We start from the raw sequence: 17,288 nt of genomic DNA, 5'->3' as shown, positions 1-17,288 counted from the left end.
CTCGCCGACGCGGCGCGCCACGCTGTCGCCGGCGCTGCCGGCCGGGAAGCCGTAGAGGATCTTGACCTGCTCGATGGTCTGGGCCAGCGCGGCCAAGGGGTGCAGGGCAGCGAGTGCGGCTGCACCGCCGAGGGTCTTGATGAGATGGCGTCGGGTGTTCATGGCATGTCTCCTTGTCTTCGCGAAATTCAGCGCGGCGCCATGCGCAGCGCGCCGTCCAGGCGAATGACTTCGCCGTTGAGGTGGCCGTTGGCGACGATATGGCAGGCCAGCTCGGCGAACTCCGAGGGCTTGCCCAGGCGCGGCGGGAAGGGGATCGATGCGGCCAGCGATTGCTGGATCGCTTCGGGCAGTTCCTTCAACAGCGGCGTCGCGAACAGGCCCGGCGCGATGGTGCACACGCGGATGCCGTGCTGCGCGAGGTCGCGCGCCATCGGCAGCGTCATGCCCACCAGGCCACTCTTCGAGGCGCTGTAGGCCTGCTGGCCGACCTGGCCGTCGAAGGCCGCGACCGAGGCGGTGAAGAGCATCACGCCGCGTTCGCCGCCTTCGAGCGGATCGAGCTTTGCGCATTGCGCCGCATAGAGGCGGCTGATGTTGTAGGTGCCGATCAGGTTGACGTTGACCACGCGCACGAAGTCTTCGAGCGGCGCCGCGTTGCCGTCCTTGCCGACGATGCGCTTGGCGCTGCCGATGCCGGCCACGTTCATGAGGATGCGCGCGGGGCCGTGCGCGGCCGCGGCCTTGTCGAGTGCGGCGTTGACGCTGTCGGTGTTGGTGATGTCGCAGGCGCAGGCGATGCCGCCGATCTCGGCCGCGACCTTTTCGGCCAGCGCGGTGTTGACGTCCAGCACGGCGACCCTTGCGCCCAGGCGCGCGAGTTCGCGCGCGGTGGCCTCGCCCAGGCCCGATGCGCCGCCGGTAACGAGCGCGGCTTGTCCTTGGATGTTCATGCTTTGTCTCCTTGGGGTTTCAACGTGAAGGGCAAGGTGCCGGCGTGCAGCGCATCCACCGTGTCGGCGCGGTGCTTGAGCACGGAGCGCTGGTTGATCGAACCCTTGTCGGTGACCTCGCCCTTGTCGATCGAGGGCGGCTCGAAAACCAGGGCGAGGCGCGCGATGCGGTTGGCGCTGCCGGTGGCGCCTTTCGCGAGCTCGTCGACGACGCGCTGGAAATGCGCCTGCACCGACGCGCTCTGGACCACCTCGCGCATCGGCGCATCGGGGCCGAGGCCGGCGAGCTGGCGCACCTTCGGCGTCGAGAAGATCAAGGCGCCAACCTCCTTGAGGTTGAGTCCGGTCAGCACCGCATCCTGCACGTACGGCGCGCCGGCCGCGATGATTTTCGCGCGCAGCGGGCCGACGCTCACGAAGGTGCCGGTCGCGAGCTTGAAGTCCTCCGCGATGCGGCCGTCGAAGCGCAGGCCGCGGTGGATGTTGTTGTCGTCGATCCACTTCACCGCGTCGCCGGTGCAGAAGAAGCCCTCTTCGTCGAAGGCCTCGGTCGTGGCCGCGGGCGAACGCCAGTAGCCCGGCGTGATGTTGGGGCCGCGGTAGCGGACCTCGGTCTTGCCATCGACCTCGATCAGCTTGATCTCGATGCCCGGCGCCGGCAGGCCCAGGTCGCCCGACTTCACCTCGGGGCCGGTGACATAGAGCGCGAAGGGGCCGGATTCGGTCATGCCCAGGCCGGTGCCCATCACGATGCGTTCGCCGACCTCGGCCTCCTGCGTCTTGTGCAGGCTGTCCCAGATGGGCTGCGAGAGCGCGGCGCCCGAGTAGAAGAACATCTTCACGCGCGACAGCAGGTTGCGGCGCAGCACCGCGTCAGTCTCCATCGCCTGCGCGATGGCCTCGAAGCCGGTCGGCACGTTGAAGTAGATGGTGGGCGCGATCTCGCGCAGGTTGCGCAGGGTCTCGGCCATGCCGGCGGGCGTGGGCTTGCCGTCGTCGATGTAGAGCGAGCCGCCGTTGTCGAGCACGATGCCGACGTTGTGGTTGCCGCCGAAGGTGTGGTTCCAGGGCAGCCAGTCGATGAGCACGGGCGGCTCTTCGCCGAGCGCGGGGATCGACTGCCGCAGCTGCTGCTGGTTGGCGCACCACATGCGGTGCGTGTTGATCACGGCCTTGGGCAGCTTCGTCGAGCCCGAGGTGAAGAGGAACTTGGTGATGGTGCCGGGGCCGGTGGCCCGCAGCGCGGCATCGACGGCGGGCGTCGCGGACGTCGCGGCCAGCTGTTCGAAGGAGGTGGTCTTGCGCCCCTCCAGCGTGCCCTCGACGAGCACGACCTCAACATCGGTCGGCACCGCGGCAGCGATCGCCTTGCCGAAGCGCGCGGCGTCGGCCGCGAACACCAGGCCGGGCGTCAGCGTGCCCAGCACGTGGCGCAGCTTCTCGAAGTCCTGGCTCACGAGCGAATAGGGCGGCGACACCGAGCAGTGCGGCACGCCGGCATGAAGGCAGCCGAGCGCCATCAGCGCGTGCTCGATGCCGTTCTCGCTCAGGATCGCGACCGGGCGCTCGGGGCCGAGGCCGCGGTCGAGCAGGGCTTGCGCGATGCTGCGTGCTTTCCGGAGTGCCTCGGCGTAGCTCACGCGGATCCAGTCGCCGGTGCTGCCGTCGGGCAGGCGTTCGCGGCGCGCGATGAAGGTGCGTTCCGGTGCCGCCTCGGCCCAGTGCAGCAGGCGGTCGGTCATGCGCTCGCAGTAGGGCGCCAGCGGCGTCTCGGCCTGCAGGTAGCGGGTGCCCGGCGCGCCCTCGCGCACCACGGCGCGTGTCACGCCGAAGGCAAGCGGGCGGTATCGGACAGCGCTCATTCCTTGCTCACCTTGTTCGCACGGCCTTCGAGGAAGTCGCGCACGCGTTCCTTGGCCTCGGGCGCGCTCTGGGCGATGCCGGCCATCAGCGCTTCGGTGAAGAAGCCGTGGTCGGCCGGCTGCTCGGCGATGCGCGGCAGCGCGTGCATCAGCGCATAGTTGGTCAGCGGCGCATTGGTGGCGACGCGCGTCGCCAGCTCGATCGCTTTTTCCAGGGCCCGGCCTTCGGCGACCAGGTACTGCGCGAAGCCGGCGCGCTCGCCGTCCTCGGCGTTGTAGACGCGGCCGGTCATCATCATGTCGGTCATGCGGGCGGCGCCGATCAGCTTCGGGATCCGCACCGAGCCGCCGCCGCCGACGAAGATGCCACGCGAGCCTTCGGGCAGCGCATAGAAGGTGGTGGTGTCGGCCACGCGGATGTGGCAGGCGCTCGCGAGCTCGAGCCCGCCGCCGACCACCGCGCCGTGCAGCGCCGCGATCACCGGCACCGGGCCGTACTGCACGAGGTCGAGCGCCGCGTGCCACAGCCGCGAATGGTGCAGGCCCTGGCCGGCGTCGCGCTCCTTCAGCTCGGCGAGGTCGAGGCCGGCACAGAAGTGCGGGCCGTCGCCGTCGATCACCGCGGCGCGCACGGTGGAAGGCAGGTTCTGGAAGGTGTCGCGCAGCGCGAGGATCAGCGCGTCGGAGAGCGCATTGCGCTTGGTTGCGCGTGTCAGGCGGATGATCGCGATGTCGTCGCGGATTTCGAGTTGAAGGTCGGCAGGATAGGTCATGGTTGCGCTCCGGAGCATGATCGATTATGGTTATGGAAAATAACTAATTCAAGCTGCACTTCGCCCTTGGACACTGGTATTTACCCGCATCGGAGACAAGACCATGGACCATCAGAACCTGATCGCCATCGACACCCACACGCATGCCGAAGTGAGCTGCTGGAACCCCTTCGACAATTACGGCGAGGAATACGACCGCGCGGCCGACAAGTACTTCCGGTCGAGCCGGCGCCCGACCATCCAGGAAAGCATCGACTACTACCGTGAAAAAAAGATCGGTTTGGTGATGTTCATGGTCGACGCGGAGTCGAACCTGGGCCGGCGCCGCATCCCGAACGAGGAGATCGCCGAGGCGGCGCAGAAGAACAGCGACATCATGATCGCCTTCGCCAGCATCGATCCGCACAAGGGAAAGATGGGCGCGCGCGAGGCGCGGCGGCTGGTCGAGGAGCACGGCGTCAAGGGCTTCAAGTTCCATCCGACGGTGCAGGGCTACCACCCCTACGACAAGATGGCCTGGCCGATCTACGAGGTGATCAACGAGTACGGCCTGCCGGCCGTGTTCCACACCGGCCACAGCGGCATCGGCTCGGGCATGCGCTGCGGTGGCGGGCTGCGCCTGGAATACAGCAACCCGATGCACCTGGACGACGTCGCGATCGACTTCCCCGACATGCAGATCGTGATGGCCCACCCCAGCTTCCCCTGGCAGGACGAGGCGCTCAGCGTGGCGACGCACAAGCCCAACGTCTGGATCGATCTCTCGGGCTGGAGCCCCAAGTACTTTCCGAAGCAGCTGGTGCAGTACGCCAACACGCTGCTCAAGGACCGCATCCTGTTCGGCAGCGACTATCCGCTGATCACGCCGGATCGCTGGATGAAGGATTTCGAGGAGGCCGGCTTCAAGCCCGAAGTGATGCCCGGCATCCTCAAGGGCAACGCGGTGCGGCTGCTGAAGCTCGACCAGTAGCAGGTCTCAAGGGACCTGTTCTTCCTCTTCAGCGGCCAGGTCCCAGTCGCGGCCCGAACGCTTCTTGCGCTCCTCGCGCTCGCGTGCCAGCTGCTCCTGGAACTGCTGGCGGCCCTCCTTGGAGACCGCGATCAGCTTGGCGCGGTCCTTGTAGTGCGGGTAGATCTCGTACATCAGCTGGATGTTGCGGCGGCGAAAGCGCATCGCGGCCTCGCGCGCCTCGTGCGCCGGCCAGCCCAGCCCTTCGAGCACCGAGCGCGCGCTGCGCAGCGAAGACTCGAACAGCTCGCGCTCGATCGACTCCACGCCGCGGTCGAGCAGCTGGAACAGGTGGCCGACGTTGCGTGCCCGCGCCACGATGCGCGCGTTCGGGAAATGCTCGCGCGCGAGGTCGACGATGGTCAGCGACTGCTCGATGTCGTCGACCGCCACCACCAGCACGCGGGCGGTGCCGGCGCCGGCGGTGCGCAGCAGGTCGAGCCGGGTCGCATCGCCGTAGAAGACGCGGAAGCCGAGCTCGCGCAGGCTCTCGATGGTGTCGGGGTCGTGGTCGAGCACGGTGAGCGTCAGGCCTTGCGCACTCAGCATGCGCCCGAGAATCTGGCCATAGCGGCCGAAGCCGCAGATCAGCACCTTGGCCTCCTGCTGCTCGGAGATTTCGTCCATCGAAACCGGGCCTTGCGCGCTGTAGCGCGGCAGCACCCACTTGTCGAGCGCCACCAGCAGGAGCGGCGAGATCAGCATCGAGAGCGCGACCGCGCCGATCAGGAAGGAGGCGACGCCCGGCGGCAGCACGTTGGGCCCGGCCGCCTGGAACACGACGAAGGCGAACTCGCCGCCCTGCGCGAGCAGCAGCGTGAACACCGGTCGTTCCTGGTAGGGCACGCCCATCAGCTTGGCCAGCGTGTAGATCACGACGAACTTGAACAGCATGAAGCCGGCCACCACCAGCGCCATCAGCCCCGGCTGGGCGATCAGCACGCCGAAGTCGATGCTCATGCCGACCGCGATGAAGAACAGGCCGAGCAGGAGGCCCTTGAAGGGTTCGATGTCGGTCTCGAGCTCGCGCCGGTATTCGCTTTCCGCCAGTAGCACGCCGGCGAGGAAGGCGCCCAGGGCCATCGACAGGCCGACGAACTGCATCAGCGCCGCGATCGCCACCACCAGCAGCAGCGAGGCGGCGGTGAAGATCTCGGGCGTGTTGCTGCGCGCGATCCAGCGCAGGATCGGCCGCACCGCGAGCCTGCCGCCGAGCACGATGCCCCCGACGACCGCGACGATCTTCAGGCCCTCGAGCGCACGGTCGGCGCCGGTGATGGCCGGGCCGGTGTCGGAGCCGACCGCCAGCAGGGGGAGCAGCGCGAGGATCGGGATCGCGGCCACGTCCTGGAACAGCAGGATCGAGAAGCCGGCCTGCCCGCTCGCGGTCGGCAGCAGGTTGCGCTCGCCCAGCACCTGGAGCGCGATCGCGGTCGAGGACAGCGCGAGCCCTAGCGCCGCGACCAGCGCCACGCGCCAGCTCGCGCCGGCCGCCCAGCCAACCAGGAACAGCACGACAGCGCAGGCCAGCACCTGGGCCGAGCCCCAGCCGAAGATCGGCCGGCGCAGGCTCCACAGGCGCTTGGGCTCCAGTTCCAGGCCGACCAGGAACAGCATCAGCACCACGCCGAACTCGGCGAAGTGCAGGATGTCCACCACGTTGCTGACCAGGCCCAGCCCCCAGGGGCCGATGAAGATGCCGGCCGCCAGGTAGCCGATGATCGCGCCGAGGCCGAGCGCTTTCGACAGCGGCACCACGAGTACCGCGGCGCCCAGATAGATCAGGGAATTGACGAGCCAGGCCGGTGCATGTTCCATGCTCAGGCCTCTTCGTGTTCGTGCGGCCTGTCGGTGGCAGGCACCACGCAGCTGGGGCATCCCTCCATGTCTTCCAGCTCGGGCCAGTTCGGATAGGACGAGAGTCGCTCCGTGAAGACTTCGACGTGCGCCAGCAGCTCTTCCTGGGTGGCCCTGCGCGCGCCGTGGAACAGCAACGGCGGCAGGAATCGCATGCCGCACAGCGCGGCGGTCTGCTCGTAGGGCGGCAGGAAGGCGTCGAAGAAGTAGCGGTTGTAGCTCTGCGGGTGGTAGCTGTGCTCCGGCCCGCCGGTGGTCGCGACCAGCCAGCAGTCCTTGCCTTCCAGCGCCGACCCGCCGCCGCCGTAGGCCCAGCCGTAGCTCAGCACCTCGTCGAACCAGAGCTTCTGCAGCGGCGGCATCGAGTACCACTGGATCGGATGCAGCAGCACCAGCAGGTCGGCGCGGGCCAGACGGGCCTGCTCGGCCTCGACGTCGATCGCGTAGTCGGGATAGCTGGCATAGAGGTCGTTGGCGTCGACGCCGGGCACCTCGCGGGCCGCCTTGAGCAGGGCGAGGTTGGCGCGCGAATCGCGCCAGTGCGGATGGGCGGCGAGCAGATAGATGCTGGGTGGGGGGCTTCCCGGCCCTGTTGTTGTCGTCATAGGCGCCGAACATAGCGCACTCCGCGCGCGGCTACTATGGCGCCTGTCTTTCGCATCCAAGGAGCCTGTCATGCCGGTGGTCCTGGTCGCCAATCCCAAGGGCGGGGTCGGCAAATCCACGCTCGCAACCAATATTGCGGGCTACTTCGCGAGCCGCGGCCATGCGGTGATGCTGGGCGACATTGACCGCCAGCAGTCGTCCAGGCTCTGGCTCGGCCTGCGCACGCCGCAGGCGCGCGAGATCAGGACCTGGGAGGCGTCGGACGACGGCAACGTGGTACGGCCCCCGCGCGGCACCACGCATGCCGTGATCGACACGCCCGCCGGTCTGCACGGTGCGCGCTTCAAGGACGTGGTGGCGGTGGCTGACAAGGTGCTGGTGCCGCTGCAGCCGAGCATCTTCGACATCTACGCGACGCGCGACTTCCTCGACAAGCTGCTGGCGCACCGCCATGCCGACAAGACAAAGATCGGCCTCGTCGGCATGCGCGTCGACGCGCGCACGCTGGCGGCCGATCGCCTGCGCGAATTCGTCGCCGGGCTCGGCGTGCCGGTGCTGGGCGAGCTGCGCGACACGCAGAACTACGTGCAGCTGGCCGCGCGCGGGCTCACGCTGTTCGACATCGCGCCGGGGCGCGTGCAGCGCGATCTCGAGCAGTGGGAGCCGATCCGTCAATGGCTCGATTCATAAGCTCTCCCCCAGGCTTGCCCACTTCGTGTGGCCGCCAACCCCCTCACCGGGGGCAACACCAGCGGCCCGGCAAAGCCGGTTCCGCGGTGTTTCCCGAATGGGGCGCCGTTGTCACGCCAGCTACAGCGGTTGCGGCGCCGGCCGGATAGAGTGAAGCGCATGAAAAAAACGTTCCAGACCCTTCAGGATCTTGCCGCCTGCGTTGGCCAGGAAGTCGCCGTGAGCGACTGGATCACCGTCACGCAGGAGCAGGTCAACCAGTTCGCGGAGGCGACCGGCGACCACCAGTGGATCCATGTGGATGTCGAGCGGGCCAAGGCCGGCCCCTTCGGCGGGCCGATCGCGCACGGCTTCCTGACCCTGTCGATGCTGCCGCGTTTCTATGAAACGGCCTTCGAGGTGGTCGAGTCGCGCATGGGCGTGAACTACGGGCTCAACCGGGTGCGCTTCATGACGCCGGTGCCCGTCGGCGGGCGCCTGCGCGGGCGCATGAAGCTGCTGAGTGCCGAGCCGATTCCGGATGATGGTCTACAGATGGTCTGGGAGACCACGATCGAGCTCGAAGGTGCGCCCAAGCCCGCCTGCGTCGCCGAATCAGTGGTGCGCCGCTTCCGCTGAGCGGCGGCTTTTTCTCGGCGAAGCGAATCCGCCGGCCCGGCCGGCACGTAGGGTTCGCATGGACCGATTGCTTTCCATGCGCGTCTTCCAGCGCGTGATCGACGAAGGTGGTTTTGCGGCGGCCGCGCGGGCATTGGAGCTCTCGCCGGCGGCGGTCACCCGGCTGATCGGCGATCTCGAGGCGCATCTGGGCGCGCGCCTGATGCAGCGCAGCACGCGCAGCATCCACCTCACCGAGGCGGGCGCGGGCTATCTGGAAAGCTTGCGCACGATCCTGCGCGGCATCGACGACGCCGAGGCCGCCGCGGCGGGCAGCACGCGCGAGCTGCGGGGCACGCTGCACATCCTCTCGACGCCGGCGCTCGCCACCCATCTGCTGGCGCCGCGCATTGCCTCGTGGCGTGCGCTGCATCCGAAGCTGACGCTGGACATCGCCGTCGACCCTTTTCCGCGACAACGGGTCGAATCCGCCGACCTGAGCCTGCTGCTGCTGGAGGATGGTGCCGATCCGAATCTGGTCGTGAGGCCGCTGGCCCGCACCGACATGATCCTTTGCGCGGCGCCCGCCTACTTGCAGCGCGCAGGGACGCCGGCGCGGCCGGAAGACCTGGAAGGCCTTGCCTACCTTCGCTTTCCGGGGGCGCGGCTTCGTCTGCAGCCGCGCGAGGGATCGGCAGTGCCGGTCGAAGTCGACATGCCCGTCGCGCTGCAATCGGCCAGCCTCGAACTGCTCTGTCAGGCCGCGATGGCAGGCGCGGGCATTGCGGCGCTGGCGAAGGTGCTGGTGGCGTCGCAGCTGGCCAGCGGCGCGCTGGTGCCGGTGCTGCCCGAGTGGACCGCCGGCCGCTTCACGATCTGCGCGGCGCTGCCCAGCCGCAAGTTGATGCCGGCGCGCACCCGGGCCTTCCTCGACTTTCTGGGCGAGCCGCTTTCGGCCCGGTGTCTGCCGGCCTGAGCAGAAGCCGGCCGCACCGCTCAGGCAAATCCGTTCTGCCGCCAAGCCTCGAAGACCGTCACCGCCACCGCGTTCGACAGGTTCAGGCTGCGCTGGCCCTCGCGCATCGGCAGGCGCAGGCGCTGCGGCGGCGCAAAGCTTTCGCGCAGTTCGGGCGCCAGGCCGCGCGTCTCCGATCCGAAAACCAGCCAGTCGCCGGGGCGGAAGGCGACGTCGTGAACCGCGCGCGTGCCCCGCGTCGTGAGCGCGAACAGGCGATCGGGCGCCGGCCGCTCGGCATCGAGCAGCATCTGCCAGCTCGCGTGGTGCCGGACTTCGGCGTATTCGTGATAGTCGAGCCCGGCGCGCCGCAGCAGCCGGTCGTCCATCGAGAAGCCGAGCGGCTCGACCAGGTGCAGGGTGCAGCCGGTATTGGCGGCGAGCCGGATCACGTTGCCGGTGTTGGGCGGGATTTCGGGCTCGACCAGGACGATGTGGAACATGGGGCGATTGTGCTCAGGTCGACGCCGGGCCGCCCCAAGACGACCCGCGGCCTCCTCAGGGGCAGCGAGGACACGCAGTGCCGAGCGTGGGGGCCTATCCTGCGGGGGGATCCGTTCGTGCCAGCACGACGGCGGTGATATGCGATGCGCCTGCCATTCGCAACGCCTCCGAGGCCGCGAACAGCGAAGCCCCGCTCGTCATCACGTCGTCCACCAGCACGATGCGCCGCCCTGCACGGCCACTGCGCGCAGCGGTTCGGGCGCGAAAGCGCCGCGCAGGTTGCGCAGCCGCTCCGCCCGCGTCAGGCCGCTTTGCGCAGTCGTCTCCCGGGTGCGCAGCAGCAAGGTCGCGTCGACCTTGCGCGGCGCCAGCCGGCGTGCCAGCTCGTGCGCCTGGTGAATCCGCGCTCGCGCAGCCGTGCCGGCGCCAGCGGAACCGGGAGCACCAGGTCGGCCTGCTCGATCGCCGGCTCGACCCAGGGTGCGCTGCGCAGCAGCGTCGAGAACGGTGCGACCCAGCCTGCGTCGCCGCGGAACTTGAACTGCGCGATGCATTCCGGCCACGGCCAGCCATAGGCGCAAGCCATCAGGCAGGCGTCGAGCGGCGGCGGCGGGTGCAAGACGCAGTCGCCGCACTGCGCAACGCCGGCCGGCATCGGCAGCGCACAGGTGGCGCAGCGCGAAACGGGTGGAGCGAAGCGCGTCACGCAGCCGTCGCACACCGGCCGCGAGGGCCAGGCGCGGCACACGGCGCACTGGCTCGGCAGGCGCTCGAGCAATGCGGAGAAAGGACGTTCGATCCACGGCTTGAACATGGCTCAATATACTGAGCGCCCCATGGACACCGACCCCGCGCAGCGCCCGCCGACCATCGACGCCACGGCGGCCGCACGCTGGAGCCGGCTCGCGCCGGCCTCGGGTTCGCCGTGGCTGCACGAAGAAATCGGCCGCCGCATGGAAGACCGGCTGCAATGGATCAAGGCAAGGCCGCGCAGCTGGGCCGACTGGGCGCCGCTGCACGGCGGCCTGGAGGTGCACTCGCAGGTCGTGCGCCGCTATCGCGATGCCAAGTCCTTCGTGATCGAGCCGGAAGCGGCGCTCGTACCGGCCACCGGCCAGGCGCTGGCGGCACCCTGGTGGAGCGCGCGGCGCTGGCAGGGTGCGCGGCCGAGCTTTGATCCGCCGCCCGAAGAGGGCGTCGACCTGCTGTGGGCCAACATGGCGCTGCACATGGCGGCCGATCCGCAGGCCCTGATCGCGCGCTGGCACCGCCTGGTGGCGACCGACGGCTTCTTGATGTTCTCCTGCTTCGGGCCAGACACCCTGCGCGAATTGCGCGTGCTGCACGAGCGCTTCGGCTGGCCCCCGCCCAGCCACGAGTTCACCGACATGCACGACTGGGGTGACATGCTCGTGGGCGCCGGCTTCGCCGAGCCCGTGATGGACATGGAGCGCATCATGCTCACCTGGCCCACCGCCGAGGCGGCGCTCGCCGAGCTGCGCACGCTCGGGCGCAACCTTCATCCGGCGCGTTTCCCCGGGCTGCGCGGCAAGGCCTGGCATCGGACGCTGTGCCGGGCGCTGCCCGATTTCGCGCTCTCCGCGGAAGGCGCCGGCCGGATCGCGCTGACCTTCGAGATCATCTACGGCCATGCCTTCAAACCCGCGCCGCGGGTGGCGCTGGCGGCCGAAAGCGCGGTCTCGCTGCGCGAGATGCGCTCCATGCTCCAGCGCGGCCGTCCGGGCGGCTGAGCCGCGCTTGCTCGACCCGCTACAATCCGGCGCTGCGTGAACTCCCGGGTATTGTCCCGTGATCGAGGCCTGTCGGACATGGGTTTGACATCGTTTCGACGCACCGATTTGCTGAACTCGCCCGTGTCGAATTCCGTGTTTCGTTTTGCCACTGTCTCAGGCCAGAGCATCCACTGGTTCCTGAAGCGCAACTGCTCGGTCACGCCGAGCCAGCTCGGCTGGCTTTATGCGTCGCTGTGCGTGGTGTCGCTCGGCACCGGAACCGTCTTCTGGCTGCATGGCGCGCCGCTCGTGCTGCCGTTCGCGTGGCTCGAACTGGCCGCCGTGGGCTTCGCGTTCCTGCTGTATGCGCGGCATGCGACCGACGGCGAAAAGATCGCGCTGCAGGGCGGCCGGCTGGTGGTCGAGCTCGAAAACGGCGGGCACTACGAGCGCACGGAATTCTTGCCGCACCAGGTGCGGGTCGAGCCGGAGGCCAGCGATCGCTCGCTGATCGAGGTTTCGGGTCAGGGTCGTTCGGTCAGGGTGGGGCGCTACGTGCGCCCGGAGTTGCGTGCGGCGCTGGCGCGCGAGATTCGCATGGCATTGCGCGGCGCCTGAGGCTCGGCGCAGTGCGGCACCGTGGGGACCGGTGGGTTAACTGGAAATGAAGAAGTGAACACGATGAAGAGCATTTGGCGCAACAAGCACTGGCCGGCGAATCTGCTGCTGGCGACCGGCGCGGCATTCAGCGGCGCGGCGCACGCGGTCAACGACCTGGCCGGCGGCCCGTCGGTGCGTCAGTTGAATCTGCCGACCGGTGTCACCAAGATCGCCGCGGAGCAGCATTTCCTGCACAACGCGATGATGATCCTGTGCACCGTGATCTTCATCGCCGTGTTCGCGGTCATGTTCTATTCGATCTGGAAGCACCGCAAGTCGGTCGGCCACAAGGCCGCCAACTTCCACGAATCGGTGGTAGTCGAAGTCATCTGGACCATCGTGCCCTTCATCATCGTGATCCTGATGGCGCTGCCGGCCACCAAGGTGCTAGTGGCCCAGAAGGACACCACCAACGCCGACCTCACCATCAAGACCACCGGCTACCAGTGGAAGTGGGGCTACGACTACGTCAAGGGCGAAGGCGAAGGCCTGGCCTTCATCTCGACGCTCGACAGCTCGCACCGCGCGCTGTCCGATGCCGGCGCCAAGGGCGACGTGCCGGACGACTACCTGTTCAAGGTCGACAACCCGATGGTCGTGCCGGTCAACACCAAGGTGCGCATCATCACCACCGCCAACGACGTGATCCATGCCTTCGCCGTGCCGCAGCTCGGCCTCAAGCAGGATGCGATTCCGGGCTTCGTTCGCGACACCTGGTTCCGCGCCGAGAAGGTGGGCGACTACTACGGCCAGTGCCAGGAACTCTGTGGCAAGGAACACGCCTACATGCCGATCCACGTCAAGGTGGTCTCGGCTGGCGACTACACCGCCTGGGTGGATGCCAAGCGCAAGGAGGCGGCCGCCAAGCAGGACGACCCGAGCAAGGTCTGGACGCTGCCGGAAATCCTGGCCCGCGGCGAGAAGGTCTATGCGGCCAACTGCGCCGCCTGCCACCAGGCCAACGGCAAGGGCGCCGGCCCGATCAAGCCGCTCGACGGCGCAGCGGTCGTGCTGGATACCGATCACAGCAAGCAGGTCCAGGTGCTGCTCAAAGGCCAGAACAACGGCGCCATGCCCTCCTGGAAGCAGTTGAGCGACACCGACCTCGCGGCCGTGGCGAGCTTCACCAAGAACAGCTGGTCGAACAAGACCGGTCAGATCGTGCAGCCGGCCGAAGTGCTCGCGCAGCGCGGCAAGTAAGCCCCTGCCACCGCGACGCCACGACGAAGAGTTTGCAAGGAATATCAAGATGAGCGCAGTCCTCGACCCCCACGGTCACGCCCACGGCGACCATGCCCACGACGATCACCATGGCGCGCCGGCCGGCTGGCGCCGCTGGGTGTTCGCGACCAACCACAAGGACATCGGTACGCTGTACCTGCTGTTCTCCTTCACCATGCTGATGGTGGGCGGCGTGCTCGCGCTCCTGATCCGCGCCGAGCTGTTCCAGCCCGGCCTGCAAGTGGTCAACCCCGAGCTGTTCAACCAGTTCACCACCATGCACGGCCTGATCATGGTGTTCGGCGCGATCATGCCGGCCTTCGTGGGCTTCGCGAACTGGATGGTGCCGCTGCAGATCGGCGCCTCCGACATGGCCTTCGCGCGGATGAACAACTTCAGCTTCTGGCTGCTGATCCCGGCGGCCATCATGCTGGTGGGTTCCTTCTTCATGCCCGGCGGCGCGCCCGCCGCTGGCTGGACGCTCTACGCGCCGCTCACGCTGCAGATGGGCGCCTCGATGGACGCCGGCATCTTCGCGATGCACATCATGGGTGCCAGCTCGATCATGGGCTCGATCAACATCATCGTGACCATCCTCAACATGCGCGCCCCGGGCATGACGCTGATGAAGATGCCGATGTTCTGCTGGACCTGGCTCATCACCGCCTACCTGCTGATCGCCGTGATGCCCGTGCTCGCCGGCGCCATCACCATGACGCTGACCGACCGCCACTTCGGCACCAGCTTCTTCAATCCCGCCGGCGGCGGCGACCCGGTGATGTACCAGCACATCTTCTGGTTCTTCGGCCACCCCGAGGTCTACATCATGATCTTGCCGGCCTTCGGCATCATCAGCCAGGTCGTGCCGGCCTTCTCGCGCAAGCGCCTGTTCGGCTACGCCTCGATGGTCTACGCCACTTCGTCGATCGCGATCCTGTCGTTCATCGTCTGGGCGCACCACATGTTCACGACCGGCATGCCGCTCACCGGCCAGCTGTTCTTCATGTACGCGACCATGCTGATCGCGGTGCCGACGGCAGTGAAGATCTTCAACTGGATCGCGACGATGTGGCAGGGCTCGATGACCTTCGAGACCCCGATGCTGTTCGCCGTGGGCTTCATCTTCGTGTTCACCATGGGCGGCTTCACGGGCCTGATCCTCGCGGTCGCGCCCATCGACACCCAGCTGCAGGACACCTACTACGTGGTGGCGCACTTCCACTACGTGCTGGTGGCCGGCTCGCTCTTCGGCATGTTCTCCGGCTTCTACTATTGGGTGCCCAAGTGGACCGGCGTCATGTACAACGAGTGGCGCGGCAAGGTCCACTTCTGGTGGTCGCTGATTTCCTTCAACATCACCTTCTTCCCGATGCACTTCCTGGGTCTGGCCGGCATGCCGCGTCGCTATGCCGACTACCCGATGCAGTTCGCCGACTTCAATGCGGTGGCCTCCGTGGGTGCCTTCGCGTTCGGCCTGGCACAGGTCTACTTCTTCCTCTTCATCGTGCTGCCCACCATGCAGGGCAAGGGCGAGAAGGCGTCGCAGAAGCCCTGGGAAGCCGCCGAAGGCCTCGAGTGGGAAGTGCCTTCGCCCGCGCCTTTCCACACCTTCGAGAACCCGCCGAAGCTGGATCCCACCGCCACCAAGGTGATCGGCTGAGAGGAATCGCGTCATGACGCCTGAACAAAAGAGGAACAACCGACGCATGGGGCTCACGCTGGCCTCCATCGCGGTGCTGTTCTTCATCGGGTTCATCGTTCGCATGGTCTGGATCGGACACTGAAGATGGGCATCGGCCAGCGCATCCGCCGCGAGAATGTCCGCATGGTCGGCAAGCTGGCCGTCGTGGCGGCCGGCATGTTCGCGTTCGGCTATGCGCTGGTGCCGATGTACCGCGCGATCTGCGAGATGACCGGCGTCAACATCCTGTCGCTGTCCGAACTCGCGGTGCCGGGCGGCGCCAGCGGCGGCAAGAACGTGCGGCTGCCCGACAACACGCAGGTCGACACCAGCCGCACCATCACGGTCGAGTTCGACGCCAACGTGCGCGGCCTCTGGGATTTCAAGCCGGCGCAAAGCTCGATGCAGGTGCACCCGGGTCAGCTCAACACGGTGATGTACGAGTTCCAGAACGTGCAGAACCGCCGCATGGCCGCTCAGGCCATCCCGAGCTACGCGCCGCAGCAGGCCGCGCCCTACTTCAACAAGCTCGAGTGCTTCTGCTTCAACCAGTACACGCTCGATGCGGGCGAGAAGAAGCAGTGGCCGGTCGCCTTCGTGATCGACCCGAGGATCTCCAAGGACGTCAAGACGATCACGCTGTCGTACACCTTCTTCGAGGTCGGCGGCAAGACGCCGGCCGCCCCTGTGGCGGCCAATGCGGCGGCATCGGTTGCGGAGCCACGCTCATGACCGCGACCGAAACGCCCCGCAAAGGCTCCCTTTGGCGCACCGTCAAGGCAGTGGCCTGGGGCTTCTTCGGCGTGCGCAAGAACAGCGACTACCAGGAAGACATCACCAAGCTCACGCCGCTGCACATCATTGCCGTCGGCTTTGTCGCGGTGGTGGTGTTCGTCGTCGGGCTGATCCTCCTGGTGAAGTTCGTCGTCGCGCCCTGACAAGAAGATGCCTGCCCCACAGATTTGAATTGAGAGAAGAAAGCCAGGACCTGATATGAGTTCAACCGCCCACGGCACCACGCCCTACTACTTCGTGCCCCCGCCATCGGCCTACCCGGTCCTGGCCGCGACCGGCTTGCTCTTCGTCATCTTCGGTGCCGCCCAGTGGATCAACGGCCATCAGTGGGGCGCATGGTCGCTGGCGGCGGGCATGCTGCTGTGGCTCGGCACGCTGTTCGTCTGGTTCCGCCGGTCGATCAGCGAAAGTGAAGGCGGCCAGTACGGTCACAAGGTCGACCTCTCGTTCCGCTGGAGCATGAGCTGGTTCATCTTCTCCGAAGTGATGTTCTTCGGTGCCTTCTTCACTGCGCTGTGGTGGGCCCGCACGCATGCGCTGCCCTCGCTCGGCAGCCTCGACAACGCCCTGCTGTGGCCCGACTTCAAGGCCGTGTGGCCCACCGTGGCCGCCGGTGCAACGGGTTCGCCGGCCGACATCGTCGAGCCGTTCCAGACGGTCGGCCCCTTCTGGCTGCCGACCATCAACACGGCGCTGCTGCTGAGCTCGGGCGTCACGCTCACGATCGCCCACCACGCGCTGCGTGCGAACCACCGCGCCCAGGCCGTGCGCTTCATGTGGCTCACCGTGGTGCTCGGCGCGACCTTCCTCGGCGTGCAGGGTTACGAGTACCACCACCTGTACACCGACCTGAACCTCAAGCTCAGCTCGGGTGCCTACGGTTCCACCTTCTTCATGCTGACCGGCTTCCACGGCCTGCACGTGTTCATCGGCATGCTGATGCTGCTGTTCATCACCCTGCGGCTGCGTAGCGGCCATTTCACGCCGGAGCGCCACTTCGGTTTCGAAGGCGCCGCCTGGTACTGGCACTTCGTCGACGTGGTGTGGCTCGGCTTGTACTTCCTGGTCTACTGGCTTTGAGCATCCCCGACGGCACAACAAAAAAGCGCCGAAAGGCGCTTTTTTCATGGTGCTTGTGGAACGAGCACAACCTACTTGCCGAGCGGCAATCCCCCCGGCTGGATGTAGCCGAGCTTCCAGGCCGCCAGCAGGCAGAGGAACAAAACCACCGAGAGGCCGATCCGAACGGTGAGCGCGCGCACCATGCCGCCGCTCTTGGCGCGCCCCTCGCGGCCGTCCCGCAGCATGAAGAACAGCGCGAATCCGAGGCTCGCCAGGATGCCGACGAAGGCGAGGGCGACAAGGTATTTCATGACCCCCATTATCGGCGGC

The 17,288-nt window shown here is 67.4% G+C and carries 19 protein-coding genes and 2 pseudogenes; 12 read left to right on the top strand and 9 right to left on the bottom strand.

Annotation, left to right across the window (positions count from 1 at the left end; all coding sequences use genetic code 11):
- The 4 genes and pseudogenes from BLS74_RS35145 to BLS74_RS21015 all read right to left on the bottom strand — a co-directional run.
- Window positions 1-162: pseudogene (locus BLS74_RS35145) on the bottom strand (twin-arginine translocation pathway signal protein); the annotation flags it as partial.
- 26 nt (window positions 163-188) lie between these two features.
- Window positions 189-953 carry an SDR family NAD(P)-dependent oxidoreductase gene (locus BLS74_RS21025; protein WP_093109073.1) on the bottom strand — a complete coding sequence of 255 codons (765 nt, stop codon included), beginning with the start codon at window positions 951-953 and terminating at the stop codon, window positions 189-191.
- Complete coding sequence (locus tag BLS74_RS21020) at window positions 950-2,815, bottom strand: feruloyl-CoA synthase (RefSeq protein WP_093109072.1); 1,866 nt, start codon at window positions 2,813-2,815, stop codon at window positions 950-952. Before BLS74_RS21020 ends, BLS74_RS21025 begins: the two co-directional genes overlap by 4 nt.
- Window positions 2,812-3,588, bottom strand: a complete 777-nt coding sequence (locus BLS74_RS21015; protein ID WP_093109071.1) for a crotonase/enoyl-CoA hydratase family protein — start codon at window positions 3,586-3,588, stop codon at window positions 2,812-2,814. The genes BLS74_RS21020 and BLS74_RS21015 overlap by 4 nt, the downstream gene beginning before the upstream one ends.
- Window positions 3,589-3,691: 103 nt before the next feature.
- On the opposite strand from BLS74_RS21015, the gene BLS74_RS21010 reads away from it, so the two are divergent.
- On the top strand, window positions 3,692-4,558 hold the full coding sequence (locus tag BLS74_RS21010) for an amidohydrolase family protein (protein WP_093109070.1): 867 nt from the start codon (window positions 3,692-3,694) through the stop codon (window positions 4,556-4,558).
- 6 nt (window positions 4,559-4,564) lie between these two features.
- Here the strand turns inward: BLS74_RS21010 and kefC are convergent, their stop codons facing one another.
- Together kefC and BLS74_RS21000 are read right to left on the bottom strand one after the other, a co-directional pair.
- Window positions 4,565-6,415 carry a glutathione-regulated potassium-efflux system protein KefC gene (gene kefC / locus BLS74_RS21005; RefSeq protein ID WP_093109069.1) on the bottom strand — a complete coding sequence of 617 codons (1,851 nt, stop codon included), beginning with the start codon at window positions 6,413-6,415 and terminating at the stop codon, window positions 4,565-4,567.
- A 2-nt stretch (window positions 6,416-6,417) separates the two neighbouring features.
- Window positions 6,418-7,059 carry a glutathione-regulated potassium-efflux system oxidoreductase KefF gene (locus tag BLS74_RS21000; protein ID WP_093109068.1) on the bottom strand — a complete coding sequence of 214 codons (642 nt, stop codon included), beginning with the start codon at window positions 7,057-7,059 and terminating at the stop codon, window positions 6,418-6,420.
- Between the two features lie 70 nt (window positions 7,060-7,129).
- Here BLS74_RS21000 and BLS74_RS20995 point away from each other — a divergent pair, with 70 nt between their 5' ends.
- From BLS74_RS20995 to BLS74_RS20985, 3 genes are all read left to right on the top strand, one after another.
- Entirely contained in the window at window positions 7,130-7,750 is a 621-nt protein-coding gene (locus BLS74_RS20995; protein WP_093109067.1) for a ParA family protein, read from the top strand.
- Between the two features lie 159 nt (window positions 7,751-7,909).
- On the top strand, window positions 7,910-8,368 hold the full coding sequence (locus tag BLS74_RS20990; RefSeq protein WP_170855672.1) for a MaoC family dehydratase: 459 nt from the start codon (window positions 7,910-7,912) through the stop codon (window positions 8,366-8,368).
- A gap of 58 nt (window positions 8,369-8,426) precedes the next feature.
- Window positions 8,427-9,323, top strand: coding sequence for a LysR family transcriptional regulator (locus tag BLS74_RS20985; RefSeq protein WP_093109065.1), 897 nt, complete (start codon window positions 8,427-8,429; stop codon window positions 9,321-9,323).
- Window positions 9,324-9,343: 20 nt separating this feature from the next.
- Here BLS74_RS20985 and trmL read toward each other — a convergent pair whose 3' ends face one another.
- Both trmL and BLS74_RS20975 read right to left on the bottom strand, forming a co-directional pair.
- The gene (gene trmL, locus BLS74_RS20980; RefSeq protein ID WP_093109064.1) at window positions 9,344-9,805 is read right to left on the bottom strand and encodes a tRNA (uridine(34)/cytosine(34)/5-carboxymethylaminomethyluridine(34)-2'-O)-methyltransferase TrmL; all 462 of its coding nucleotides are present in this window, start codon (window positions 9,803-9,805) and stop codon (window positions 9,344-9,346) included.
- A 94-nt stretch (window positions 9,806-9,899) separates the two neighbouring features.
- Window positions 9,900-10,620 (bottom strand): annotated as a pseudogene (locus BLS74_RS20975) (ComF family protein).
- A gap of 22 nt (window positions 10,621-10,642) precedes the next feature.
- On the opposite strand from BLS74_RS20975, the gene BLS74_RS20970 reads away from it, so the two are divergent.
- The 8 genes from BLS74_RS20970 to BLS74_RS20940 all read left to right on the top strand — a co-directional run bounded on the left by BLS74_RS20970 (window position 10,643) and on the right by BLS74_RS20940 (window position 16,976).
- A complete protein-coding gene (locus tag BLS74_RS20970; protein ID WP_093109063.1) occupies window positions 10,643-11,557 on the top strand; it encodes a methyltransferase domain-containing protein in 915 nt (304 codons plus the stop codon).
- Window positions 11,558-11,680: 123 nt separating this feature from the next.
- A complete protein-coding gene (locus BLS74_RS20965) occupies window positions 11,681-12,157 on the top strand; it encodes a DUF2244 domain-containing protein (RefSeq protein WP_093109096.1) in 477 nt (158 codons plus the stop codon).
- 63 nt (window positions 12,158-12,220) lie between these two features.
- Window positions 12,221-13,399 carry a cytochrome c oxidase subunit II gene (gene coxB / locus BLS74_RS20960; protein ID WP_093109062.1) on the top strand — a complete coding sequence of 393 codons (1,179 nt, stop codon included), beginning with the start codon at window positions 12,221-12,223 and terminating at the stop codon, window positions 13,397-13,399.
- 49 nt (window positions 13,400-13,448) lie between these two features.
- The gene (ctaD, locus tag BLS74_RS20955) at window positions 13,449-15,080 is read left to right on the top strand and encodes a cytochrome c oxidase subunit I (RefSeq protein ID WP_093109061.1); all 1,632 of its coding nucleotides are present in this window, start codon (window positions 13,449-13,451) and stop codon (window positions 15,078-15,080) included.
- Between the two features lie 13 nt (window positions 15,081-15,093).
- Window positions 15,094-15,204, top strand: a complete 111-nt coding sequence (locus BLS74_RS34815; protein WP_212733682.1) for a cytochrome oxidase small assembly protein — start codon at window positions 15,094-15,096, stop codon at window positions 15,202-15,204.
- Between the two features lie 2 nt (window positions 15,205-15,206).
- A complete protein-coding gene (locus BLS74_RS20950) occupies window positions 15,207-15,833 on the top strand; it encodes a cytochrome c oxidase assembly protein (protein ID WP_093109060.1) in 627 nt (208 codons plus the stop codon).
- Window positions 15,830-16,039, top strand: coding sequence for a DUF2970 domain-containing protein (locus BLS74_RS20945; protein WP_093109059.1), 210 nt, complete (start codon window positions 15,830-15,832; stop codon window positions 16,037-16,039). The genes BLS74_RS20950 and BLS74_RS20945 overlap by 4 nt, the downstream gene beginning before the upstream one ends.
- A 55-nt stretch (window positions 16,040-16,094) precedes the next feature.
- Entirely contained in the window at window positions 16,095-16,976 is an 882-nt protein-coding gene (locus BLS74_RS20940) for a cytochrome c oxidase subunit 3 (RefSeq protein ID WP_093109058.1), read from the top strand.
- Between the two features lie 71 nt (window positions 16,977-17,047).
- Here the strand turns inward: BLS74_RS20940 and BLS74_RS20935 are convergent, their stop codons facing one another.
- The gene (locus BLS74_RS20935; protein ID WP_093109057.1) at window positions 17,048-17,278 is read right to left on the bottom strand and encodes a twin transmembrane helix small protein; all 231 of its coding nucleotides are present in this window, start codon (window positions 17,276-17,278) and stop codon (window positions 17,048-17,050) included.
- Window positions 17,279-17,288: the final 10 nt, after the last annotated feature.

Origin of the sequence: Variovorax sp. CF079, from assembly GCF_900101545.1 — a bacterium.
Lineage (GTDB): Bacteria > Pseudomonadota > Gammaproteobacteria > Burkholderiales > Burkholderiaceae_C > Variovorax.
Note: the sequence above shows the minus strand (reverse complement) of the source record. Positions and strands in the feature narration are given on the sequence as shown.